Source organism: Bacillus shivajii (assembly GCF_020519665.1).
GTDB lineage: Bacteria > Bacillota > Bacilli > Bacillales > Salisediminibacteriaceae > Bacillus_CA > Bacillus_CA shivajii.
Window position 1 is genome coordinate 4,319,440 of the sequence record NZ_CP084703.1, and the last position, 11,302, is coordinate 4,330,741.

General features: G+C 36.6%; 10 protein-coding genes and 1 pseudogene. 6 read left to right on the plus strand and 5 right to left on the minus strand.

Annotation, left to right across the window (positions count from 1 at the left end; all coding sequences use genetic code 11):
- Window positions 1–13: 13 nt before the first annotated feature.
- A complete protein-coding gene (locus LGQ02_RS20685) occupies window positions 14–787 on the minus strand; it encodes a transporter substrate-binding domain-containing protein (protein ID WP_226516162.1) in 774 nt (257 codons plus the stop codon).
- Window positions 788–1,730: 943 nt separating this feature from the next.
- Here LGQ02_RS20685 and LGQ02_RS20690 point away from each other — a divergent pair.
- Both LGQ02_RS20690 and LGQ02_RS20695 read left to right on the plus strand, forming a co-directional pair.
- Window positions 1,731–1,949, plus strand: coding sequence for a hypothetical protein (locus tag LGQ02_RS20690; RefSeq protein WP_226516163.1), 219 nt, complete (start codon window positions 1,731–1,733; stop codon window positions 1,947–1,949).
- A gap of 802 nt (window positions 1,950–2,751) precedes the next feature.
- A complete protein-coding gene (locus tag LGQ02_RS20695; protein WP_226516164.1) occupies window positions 2,752–3,282 on the plus strand; it encodes a tubby C-terminal domain-like protein in 531 nt (176 codons plus the stop codon).
- A 174-nt stretch (window positions 3,283–3,456) separates the two neighbouring features.
- Here LGQ02_RS20695 and LGQ02_RS21565 read toward each other — a convergent pair whose 3' ends face one another.
- Window positions 3,457–3,633: a Spo0E family sporulation regulatory protein-aspartic acid phosphatase gene (locus LGQ02_RS21565; RefSeq protein ID WP_404802371.1), complete on the minus strand. Its 177-nt coding sequence runs from the start codon at window positions 3,631–3,633 to the stop codon at window positions 3,457–3,459.
- Window positions 3,634–3,737: 104 nt separating this feature from the next.
- On the opposite strand from LGQ02_RS21565, the gene LGQ02_RS20705 reads away from it, so the two are divergent.
- Window positions 3,738–4,112 carry a hypothetical protein gene (locus LGQ02_RS20705; protein WP_226516165.1) on the plus strand — a complete coding sequence of 125 codons (375 nt, stop codon included), beginning with the start codon at window positions 3,738–3,740 and terminating at the stop codon, window positions 4,110–4,112.
- Between the two features lie 386 nt (window positions 4,113–4,498).
- Here the strand turns inward: LGQ02_RS20705 and LGQ02_RS20710 are convergent.
- A pseudogene (locus LGQ02_RS20710) lies at window positions 4,499–4,854 on the minus strand (aldehyde dehydrogenase family protein); the annotation flags it as partial.
- 301 nt (window positions 4,855–5,155) lie between these two features.
- On the opposite strand from LGQ02_RS20710, the gene cudC reads away from it, so the two are divergent.
- The 3 genes from cudC (at window position 5,156) to LGQ02_RS20725 (ending at window position 7,839) form a co-directional block, all read left to right on the plus strand.
- Window positions 5,156–5,710, plus strand: coding sequence for a choline uptake/conversion transcriptional regulator CudC (gene cudC, locus LGQ02_RS20715; RefSeq protein ID WP_226516166.1), 555 nt, complete (start codon window positions 5,156–5,158; stop codon window positions 5,708–5,710).
- 242 nt (window positions 5,711–5,952) lie between these two features.
- Complete coding sequence (locus LGQ02_RS20720; RefSeq protein WP_226516167.1) at window positions 5,953–7,461, plus strand: high affinity choline transporter 1; 1,509 nt, start codon at window positions 5,953–5,955, stop codon at window positions 7,459–7,461.
- 198 nt (window positions 7,462–7,659) lie between these two features.
- Window positions 7,660–7,839 carry an H-type small acid-soluble spore protein gene (locus LGQ02_RS20725; protein ID WP_226516168.1) on the plus strand — a complete coding sequence of 60 codons (180 nt, stop codon included), beginning with the start codon at window positions 7,660–7,662 and terminating at the stop codon, window positions 7,837–7,839.
- 91 nt (window positions 7,840–7,930) lie between these two features.
- On the opposite strand, the gene argH is transcribed toward LGQ02_RS20725, so the two are convergent.
- Together argH and LGQ02_RS20735 are read right to left on the minus strand one after the other, a co-directional pair.
- The gene (gene argH / locus LGQ02_RS20730) at window positions 7,931–9,325 is read right to left on the minus strand and encodes an argininosuccinate lyase (protein WP_226516169.1); all 1,395 of its coding nucleotides are present in this window, start codon (window positions 9,323–9,325) and stop codon (window positions 7,931–7,933) included.
- 745 nt (window positions 9,326–10,070) lie between these two features.
- Complete coding sequence (locus tag LGQ02_RS20735; RefSeq protein ID WP_226516170.1) at window positions 10,071–11,282, minus strand: argininosuccinate synthase; 1,212 nt, start codon at window positions 11,280–11,282, stop codon at window positions 10,071–10,073.
- Window positions 11,283–11,302: the final 20 nt, after the last annotated feature.

Below are 11,302 nucleotides of genomic sequence, written 5' to 3' on the forward strand. Positions count from 1 at the left end.
TTATAAACTTCTATTATGATTGTGGAAGCTCAGCATCAAACCATTTCAAAATTAATTCTTCGAGCTCACCATTTTCTTTCATTTCTTGAATCACTTCATTAAATTCTTCTACAAGTCCACTACCCTTTCTAAAGGCAATTGCATTACCATCTTCTTCTGTGACACCTTCAAGGACAAAGCCAGTTAACCCTGGATTCTCTGCGATATGATTAAGCGCAACCGTCTCGGCAATGATCGCTGCATCAAATCGGTTTGTATGGATCTCTTGAATAAGCTCTGGAATTCGATTTCTTGAGTCAATTGATACATCGCTTACTATCTCAGCAATATTCTCTGCTTGGCCTTCTTGAATGGAACCTAATTGAACACCTAACGTCTTCCCTTCAAGGTCTTCCATCGTTTCAATTCCACTTTCTTCTGATGTAACAATCATGTGTGCACCTACATAGTAAATATCTGAGAAATCAGCGTTTTCTTTACGTTCTTCTGTCGGTGTCATGCCCGCTTGAATGAAATCAATTCTTTCCGCATTCAGTGCTGGAATCAGACCGTTAAAATCAATATCAACAATTTCCAATTCATAACCTAATTCTTCTGTTATCGCTTTTGCTAGATCAACATCAAAACCAATAATTTCATCACTCACTTCGGTTTCTATAAATTCATATGGTGGATAATCAGCCGAAGTCCCCATGATTAATTTGTTATCACCTTGAGCCTCGCCACCACAAGCTGCAAGTAGTGAAAAAGATAAGAATGATGCCATTAAATATACAAGTTTTTTCATTTTAATTCCCTCTCCCTATTTTTTATTATTGGATTTTTATTATTAAAGATTAATTTTTATTCATATTAAGCATTCTATCATGCATGAATATTTTTTCAACCCTCTAGTTAAATGTTTGAATATTCTGTTTATAGAAAACGCTGCCAATATAGAGTTATATTTAGTTTATAGCAGGTTTTATCACGCTTTTTTCAGAACGATAAAGATAAATCTCGCGACTTACAGAACCTTTTCCCTATGCATAAAAATGAATCATCACACAATATGCACTAACTGTAATTCCATTCACTCGAATTGTATAAAGTGTGCATATTATGAGAATTAAAACGATAGATTGATTTAATTTAATGTATTTAAACAAATAAAGAGAGGTTAAAAAAGATATAAGGGCAATAAAGAGGGATTTATTACACACGTGGGAATTGGTTCATAACCTTATAAAAACTAACAAATCATTTAACTATTATAATATAGAAGAAACTAGATCTTCTTTAATAAGAGATGATCTCTAAGGGATACTATTTTAAAAGGAAATATCGATACGGAAAGTAAAAGAGCCTACTAGTTAAAGTAACGGGTTCTGTTTAGGGGGGCAAACAACTTAATCACGAAGGAAAACGCATTGATTTTCACACAGGAAATCACATGCGTTTTTTATTGATATATCAATGTTCTATCATCAAATGGTTGGGAAAAACCATAGTAATTCACACTGATATTCATATGGTAAATAATAAATATTTCTGTTTTGTGATTTCTTTGCGATTTATAGTGAGAAAATAGCTGGGAATGAAAAGCATTTGGATATTTATGTTAAAATTATTGAAAGGAATGTATGCACTTTGTGAAGTAATGTACTTAAAGAAACGGGGAAGAGTTAACAGGCAGGTTCCTCTGTTTTAGTGCTTATTGGCAGTTTAGTAAATATTTAAAGGAGACAGTTATGGGTACTCTAACTAAATTTGGAAAAATAAACGTTCTAATTGGTTCATCCCTTATTATAACTGGCTTTACACGTTTAGTAATTGACTTGGCTAAAGGTGAATTTACATTAACTTCTATTACTTTTATACCAGTTGGTTTAGCTATTTTAATAAATTTATCACTTTTTAAGTCAATGAATTTTAAAACTAAAACAGAACTTGATGAAGAAAACAACTAATCATTTCACTATATCTAAAATGTCCTGCATTTTAACAGTGAGGAAGCATTGAAGCCGCTATAACATTTGTTACAGAACTAAACTTACTTTTAGTGAAAATTTCTCACTGCCCTTTATGTCGCCAACGTGTAGCCTTAGTAAAATTTCGAGTTGCCATTTTTCAGCTCCTTTTCCACCCATAAATTGGAAAATCACAACAAACTAAATGGTGGTATACAAAAAAGGGAACTCCTTTTAGGGAGTATGCGTAATAATATTAATGCTAAGTATCGAATGACATTAGACTTAGTGATATTTAATATTAGTACTATTATTTGGCTGTTTTAATAAGAAATAATAAAAACATGCCGAATACTTCCTAAAATGCTTAGAAAGGTTGATTAATATCTTTTACTTTGCAGCAGTTGCAACGGGGTGTACTTTAATAATCATCTATATTTTAGTTTCTATTTTTATATTAAATAACACACTGGCTTTTATATACATAATGTTAATATCGGGAGTTCTCTCATTTCTCCCGATTATTTCAATGAGCTTGCTCACTTCTAAGGTACCCAGTCCAACCATCTATGGGAAAACAATTCCAAAACTTCCAAAGCAGATTCAAGATAAGTTTTATTTCATTTCCAAAAATGAAAAAGTCAGTATATTTACTATGCTCATGGGCATTCCTCAGATTTTTCTATTCTTTGTATTTATATTATGGAGTATGCTTTAGGAAAATAATGAATACTTTGCGTGAAAATATAAATTTATTGATTAAAACTAAAAACTAACCATCATCATATAGAAGGGGATTTCAATGGATACGAATATAAAACGCTTTGATTTAACTATTCCAATCTTAAAAACGTCCAGTAAAGAAATAGATGTTTTTGATGAAGAAGGTTTATTATTTGGTGTAATACAAAGAAAATACCAAAACTATTTTCTATGGATGTTAGGTAAAATCGCTGAGGTCGATGTTGGAACAGTTTTTAAGGTTAACAACCAAGTAGTAGTATCCTCAAAAAATCAGCCGCTTAAATCTATATTTTCAAGGTACAAATGGAAGGTTGCTGATTCCAGGTATGAGCTAGAGTATGAAGTGAAAGAAACTAATAAAATAAGGACGAACTGGAAATTCGAATTTATTATTAGTGACGTGAAGTACATAATGACAGGAAACATGGGTGTTACTAATGTCCATTTATATAAAAGCGATAATCAGATGGGGGTCATGAACTTGTCAGCCTCTGTCCCGCGCAAGGCTTCGCTGGAACTATCTGAAGATGAGAATTTAAACTATGAGGCACTTATTTGCTTATTTTATACCGTTTACTTGGTCATGTAGTTGTTGATGCTCTTGTTCAACAAACGAAGAGCGTTAGTAAAATTTTGAGTTGCAGCGTTGCAGCTCATTTTTTGTGGCAATAATCTGGAAAATGATGTTAAACTGATGGGGCGTTCCTTCGATAAGGAGTTATCCTTTATTAGACGAACGAAGCAGTAAATAAGAAAGTCACCATTACCTTAAATACATAGTAGTCGTATTATGCGTAAAAAAAGATTTAATGGTCTTTATTAGGGTTGGTTTTCTGTTAGTTTCATGTGTTTGGTATTTAAAAATAATTTCGTCTAGTTCTTGACTGTATTTAATAGTATCAGGGTGATTGAAACCTTTTGTATGAGCTGTAGAGATCATACGAATTCGTAGTGTATCAATTTTATTTTCAATATTATAGAAATTAATTAAATTTTTTGGTAATATTTAACTATATTTTAATTCTGAGGAGGTGTGGATATAACGTGAAAATACATATTAAAATTACTCTCATCACGGTATTATTCATATTTCCTTTATTAATGGCGTGTAATTCACAACAGCCCGAAACGATCGGTGATGAAGCATGGATAATATCCAACAAAGCAACCGATTCGATTATTAATTTTTATGAAAATAATGAAGAACTTGACACCGAACCCTTACAAGATTTAGATGAATATTATAGCGAACATGATCAAGGTCTTAGTGCTGATTTAACGACTGACGAAGCCGTCTTAATTACTTTATTATCAAGACTCTCCTCAGACATTTTATACCTTAATGAACATGGAAAAATTATTTTTGACACAATTGAGGAAGACTTGCAATTCATAAAAAAAATTTTAGGAAGAACTTAAAGATGATGCGAGGTAATTACTCCTAAGTGGTTAAATTTTGTGAAGTGATGTACTTAAAGAAACGAAGAGCGTTAGTTGAACAAGCGAACGTGTTAACCCAAAGGACGAAGAGCATATTCTTCGTCCTTTTTCCAATTCTATTTATACTGTGATTTTAGTGTGAAATTTTCGTGATATTGCGTGTGAATTTGTATGTGATTTTCCGTTTTGCACCTCATAATGGAACCCGTTATAGTTAAAGTAAGCTCTTTTCATCTTCAATAACTATACTATTTTTGGCGTTACGACCTTCTCTTAAATACTTAAGCCCATCGCCGACATTACGTACTAGTAGTTCTCGTAAGTAAACTTTGAACTATGAAAAAATGCTATTGACTTGAATTCCTTTATTTTAACCAGCCGATTAGCTCTGGCTCTTTATTTCTGAAAACTTGCTTTACTTCTGTATATTCTTCAAGACCGATACTCCCTAACTCACGGCCGATTCCAGATTGTTTTAAATCCACCCCCACGGTGCTTGTGCAAAGTATGAATGGAAATCGAAATACACACCTTCTGCTTTCGCAATATCATTTGACCATACCGCTCCAGCAAAGCCATAGATTGTATCATTCGCCTTTTCAACAGTCTCATCGGCAGTAGGGAATGTCTACCGTTAGTACAGGCCCAAATACTTCTTCCTGAATAATTTTCAAATCAGATGTACAGTTTGTAAAAATCGTCGGTCATAGAAAAAACCATCTATACATTTTTAAATGTCAAAGAGATCTCCCTCTTTTTGGAATCTTCTTTGTAAATATTATCTATTAATATCATTAAATTTTTATTTAACGTTGTTAATTTTATTAAAATAACATAGTCAAAATTGTCTGTCAAAAAAATGTACACACTAAAAAAAGTAAAAATTTTTTATCAATTGGTATGACGAGGCGAACAGCTTTTTTAATAAATTTTATGTTTTGACTTTTTTTTTAGTTCCGTTAACATAAAGATTGTATGAAAAATATTTAACTAATTTAATACTTCGTGAAGGGGGTTGTTATATGAATCCAAAAGATGATCTAGCGAAACAATCTATTGATCATGCTAAGGATCTCGTTATTGAATCAATTGCCGAAACCATGGACTTATACGGGGTAACAAGAAGTGTCGGAAACTTGTATGGCACGATGTACTTTGAAGAAGATATGACATTAGATGAAATGCGTGAAGAGCTTGAAATGAGTAAGCCAAGCATGAGTACTGGTGTCAAAAAGCTTCAGGAGTTTGATATTGTAAAGAAGACTTTTAGAAGGGGCAGCCGTAAGCATACATACGCTGCTGAAAAGGACTTCTTTCGTTTCTTCAATAAATTTTTCACAAAAAAATGGGAGCGTGAAGTAAAGCTTAATCTCGAAGCTATTGAACGCGCTCAAACGGAACTCGATGAAGTCATGCAATCAGACGATACCTCGGAAGAGCTAAGAAAAGAAGCTGAAATAATATATGAGCAACTGGAAGTTTCTAAGCCTTACTATCTTTGGTTAAATAAGCTCGTTAATGGGATTCGCAATGGAGAGATTTTTGAAGCCTTTCCAATTGAAACAGATAAAGAATAACAACGATTTTAAAAAAACACGTTGGACTGTTCAGCATAAAATCTTTATGTTGTTCTAAAAAGGCGTGTTTGTAGAAATAAAAGACTGAATATAAGGAATGTTCTGACCATACTGAGAGTGACATGAATGACAGAAGCACAGAGGAATTCGTACAGAGTAATTGGTTTTATCGCGATTTTTGCAGGGCTGTTTATTTTTTAGCCCTTTCAAATAATGATATGCATTGGGGCGGTTTCATTTCGATGCTTATATTTTATGCTCTTATTTATTATGTTGGAGCATTTGTTGCAGCCAAAAATACAAACTCATTAAGCGACATGATGGTTGCAAAACGTAGCTTACCGCTTGGTGTTGCAATGTTTACGATGGCAGCAACTTGGGTTGGTGGCGGTTACATAAATGGTACTGCTGAATTTACGTACAGTGATGGTCTTGTGTGGGCACAAGCACCTTGGGGTTATGCATTAAGTTTAATTATCGGTGGTATTTTCTACGCCAGGAAGATGCGTCGTTATGAATTTATGACAATCATCGATCCACTTGAACAGCGCTTTGGGAAAAAATTAGCTGGTGTACTTTATATCCCCGCCTTACTAGGAGAGCTTTTCTGGAGTGCAGCAATCTTAACAGCACTTGGAACGACCTTTGGAACGATATTAGGAATCGACTTTACAACCTCGATTATCATTTCTGGTGTGATTGCGATTGCTTATACCGTTCTTGGCGGGATGTGGGCTGTTGCCTACACCGATCTTATTCAACTTGCTATTCTTATTGGTGGACTTTTCTTGGTCATTCCATTTGCCTTGCAGCATGTCGGCAGTTTGGGAGGCAGTTGGAGTGCATATCAAGCAGACCTTGCATCATATGCGAATTTATTTCCTCCATTAGATGGATTGCGCCATGATGACTGGGGCAATTGGTACTGGCACTGGTGGGACTATGCATTACTATTAATTTTTGGTGGTATTGCATGGCAAGTATACTTCCAACGCGTCTTGTCATCGAAAAATGAAAATACGGCAATGTGGCTATCCATTACAGCGGGGATCATTTGTATTATTGCAGCCATTCCTGCTGTACTAATTGGTGTAATCGGTTACAGTGCAGACTGGGCTGCAGTCGGGGCGACAGATCCAGAAAACCCTGCTATGATTCTCCCTTACGTTTTACGATATTTAACGCCTGAATGGGTCGCCGCCATTGGTTTAGGAGCATTAGCAGCAGCCGTTATGTCGTCAATGGACTCCTCAATTTTATCTGCATCATCAATGGCTGGTTGGAACGTTTATCGTCCACTTGTGAAAAAACGCGTTACTGACGAACAAGTAAAGAAAATGATTAAGCGAAGCATTATTATTGTTGGTACAACTGCAATGATTATTGCGTTAAATGTTCAAAGTGTTTACACACTCTGGTATTTAGCATCGGACCTTGTGTATTGTATTTTGTTCCCTCAGTTAACGATGGCACTCTTTTATCGAAACGCCAACTTTTATGGTGCATTAAGTGGATTAATCGTCGCAGCATTTTTACGATTCGGAGGCGGAGAACCTGCGTTTGGTATTCCAAACTTCCTTCCGTATCCAATGATTGAAGATGGAATCGTCTTATTCCCATTCCGAACGTTTGCGATGATTATGGCCTTTGTTACAATCTTCGTCGTTTCTGAGCTAACAAAGAGCAAGTGCAAGCCACTCCCTCTGTTAATGCCTCATGAACGTGATCGCAACCAACCGAAAGCGGGTTAACAAAAGAATTAGCTCTTGTCGCTAAGACAAGGGCTTTTTTTCTGCCCATTTTTTCAAGATAACTTCAGTATTTCGATTCGTTATCTTTTTGGTTTTTCCGAGTACCGTCACCAACCCCATGATTGATTACTTTCCTCGTATAGAGAAAGAATATAAATGAAAAGCTATACATGTTAATTAAATGATGGAGGGATTGAAATGAATAAAGACCGAGTCATGGAGATTTTAGATTCTCCAGATATGATTGAAGTGATGTATAAAGGGACACCCATCTTTATTGAACAAGTCGATGAAAGTATCGAGCAAGCTAGAGTGTATCCATTAGATGACCCTACAAAACATATGGATGTTGAGGTTGAAAGCTTACAAGAGCATTAAAAGTAGATAGGTTCACTAACTGTACATCGAAATTTTGTACAAATAAAAAGATGACTCAACGGAAAAAAGTGATTGAGTCATCTTTTTCAAATTATTTTTCACTGTCTTGTATTACACCAAGCTTATCTTTTGCTAATTCCAACTGCATTTTCACTTGCTCGGGCGACGTTCCTCCGTAACTATTCCTTACTCCCATAACATGCTCTGGGGCTAAAACCTCAAAAATGTCCTCTTCAAATAATGGACTAAATGCTTGATACTCCTCTAAATTCAAATCTAATAAATACTTTCCTTGCTCAATCGCGTTTAATACAATTTTTCCAATCACTTCATGAGCTTCACGGAAAGGCATACCTTTTGTGACAAGGTAATCAGCAATATCTGTTGCATTTGAATAATCGTTATTTACAGCTTTACGCATCGTATCAATATTTACGTTCATCGTAGCAATCATCGGCGCTAACAGTTTTAATGAACCTTCAACTGTTTCCACTGTATCAAACATTCCCTCTTTATCTTCTTGCATATCTTTGTTATACGCTAACGGAAGCCCCTTCAAAACAGTTAATAGGCCGACTAGGTCCCCATATACACGCCCCGTTTTTGCTCGCAATAATTCTGGAACGTCTGGATTCTTCTTCTGTGGCATAATACTAGATCCTGTACAAAAAGAATCATCGAGCTCAATGAAATTGAATTCTTCACTGCTCCAAATGACGAACTCTTCAGAAAGACGCGATATGTGCGTCATTAAAATGGATGATGCAGAAAGAAATTCAAGAATAAAGTCACGGTCACTCACTGCATCCATACTATTTGGGTAGACTTTATCAAAACCGAGTAGTTCTGCTGTCCGCTCTCGGTCAATAGGGAATGTCGTTCCTGCCAATGCCCCTGCACCAAGAGGTAGCCAATTAACCCGCTCCAAACTATCGAGTAGTCGCTCTTTATCACGTTGGAGCATCCAAAAATAGGCCATCATATGGTGGGCAAATGAGACTGGCTGCGCTCGCTGCAAGTGTGTGTACCCTGGAATGATCGTCTCAATATTATCTTCTGCTTGCTGTACGATCGCTGCTTGGACATCATCAATAAGCTTTATGATATCATTTGTATGATTTTTTAAATATAAATGCATATCTGTTGCAACTTGGTCATTTCTGCTTCTTCCTGTATGAAGTTTCCCTCCGACAGGGCCAATTTCATCAATTAAGAAGGCTTCAATATTCATATGAATATCTTCATTCTCGACAGAGTATGTGAGTTCACCCTTTTCAATTTTTTCCCCGACTTTATTTAAGCCTGCAGTAATGGACTGCATCTCCTCATTTGTAATGATGCCGCACTCGGCAAGCATTTGAACGTGCGCTAGACTTCCTTGAATATCTTCTCTTGCTAATTTTTGATCAAAGGAAATGGAAGCTGTTAACTCTTCCACAAGTTTGTTTGTATCTTTCGTAAATCTTCCGCCCCATAACTTAGACATCGACACTTCCTCCTTAAGGAATTGGCTTTGTTAAAGCTTGTATTGATTTCACAAAAATACACTCGCTTGCATTCACGATGTCTACTTTGCCGTGGCAAGGCTTCAGCTAATCGGGGAATTCCTGTCTCTTCCTCTACAAGCAATGCTTTGAAGACTTATCCGTCCACCGGGCAAAACGCCACGTCCTGTGGCATGCCCGGTATTAGGACGTCCTGTCCGTTGAGACAAACCGATAGAGTAGAACTTCGACTAAAATCCCCACGTCCTGTGGGGACGTCGAAGTCACCACATCCTTGTGGAAGTTCGTGAAGCCATGCTCGTCGCAGGCGTCTCGTGATTTTTGAAAATCAACAAATAAAATAAACAGAGCCAATAAATTTAATAATCAATTTCATAATTCCGTTTTTTGCGCAATGAAACGAATGATATTTTAAATTTTTCATTAAGAGTAAGTTTTGTTTAGAAGTGAACGTAACAAAAGACGGCGACTCCCGGAGGATCAGCGACGAGCAATACTTCTTCGAACTGCGACGAGTAACCGCAGGAGCACTCTTTACCTGCGACGAGCAAGCGTAGTGGCGCAGGAGCAACGAGCTGAAGATCCACTTAGGCGAAGAGCTGTCGAGCCTAAGTTAGCTGAAGACAAGCCCTCGGGAAAGCGTCCGTCTGAAGTGAAGTTCACGATCTTCATTCGGAATTTCGCATCTTATTTTGAGTTATGAAATTGATTCAATTGAAAAATGATTTATTTCGTTACTTCTGTTTTTGTATTTACTTCTGAATACACTTTCGTTCTTAGTCCCCAAAGCTTAATGAAACCGACAGCTGCGGTATGGTCAAAGGCATCGCCTTTTGAATACGTTGCAAGCTGTTCATTGTATAAGCTGTGATCTGACTTTCGTGCAACGACATCAAAGTTCCCTTTATGCAATTTGACGCGGATTTTTCCAGAAACAACTTGTTGTGTTTCATTAATAAACGCATCTAACGCATTTGTTAAAGGTGAATACCATAATCCGTCATAAATAATTTGCGTCAGCTGTTCGTCTACTTGTCGTTTAAACTTCGTTACTTCGCTTGGCAGTGTAAGTAATTCAAGTTCTTTATGAGCTTTTATTAAAATGAGTGCAGCTGGGTTTTCATATACTTCACGTGATTTAATCCCAACGAGTCTGTTTTCAATATGATCAATTCTGCCGACACCATGTTTTCCACCAAGTTCATTTAATGTTTCTATAAGATCAACGAGTGAAAGCTTTTCACCGTTTAAAGCAACAGGTTCACCTTTTTCGAAATCAACCTCTACATATTCAGCTTCATCAGGTGTCATTGAAATTGGTGCAGTCCAATCAAACGCATCTTCTGGTGCCTCTTTCCACGTATCTTCAAGTACACCTGCCTCGCATGCACGCCCCCAAATGTTCGCGTCGATAGAATACGGTTTTTCAAGATTTACTGGAACCGGAATTCCCTTTTCTTCGGCATAAGCAATTTCTTCATCACGGGTCATCCCCCACTCTCTGACAGGTGCGATGATTTTTAGGTGCGGCGCAAGTGCCTGAATCGAAACATCAAAGCGAACTTGATCATTCCCTTTTCCTGTACAACCGTGCGCAATCGCGACTGCCCCTTCTTGCTCAGCTATTTCAACAAGCAGTTTTGAGATAAGTGGTCGAGATAAAGCTGATGAAAGTGGGTATTTTCCTTCATAAAGACAATTTGCTTTTAAAGCCGGTAGAAGATATTCCTTTGCTAAGAGTTCTTTTGCATCAATTGTGATTGCTTTTTCTGCTCCTACTTCAAGTGCCTTTTCCTTAATGGTGTCAAGGTCTTTCCCTTCACCGACATCTAATCCTACGGCAATGACATCATACCCGTATTTTTCTTGTATCCATTTAACAGAAACGGAAGTATCTAAACCTCCGGAATAGGCTAAAACCACTTTTCCATTACTCATGATTAATTCGCTCCTTTGAT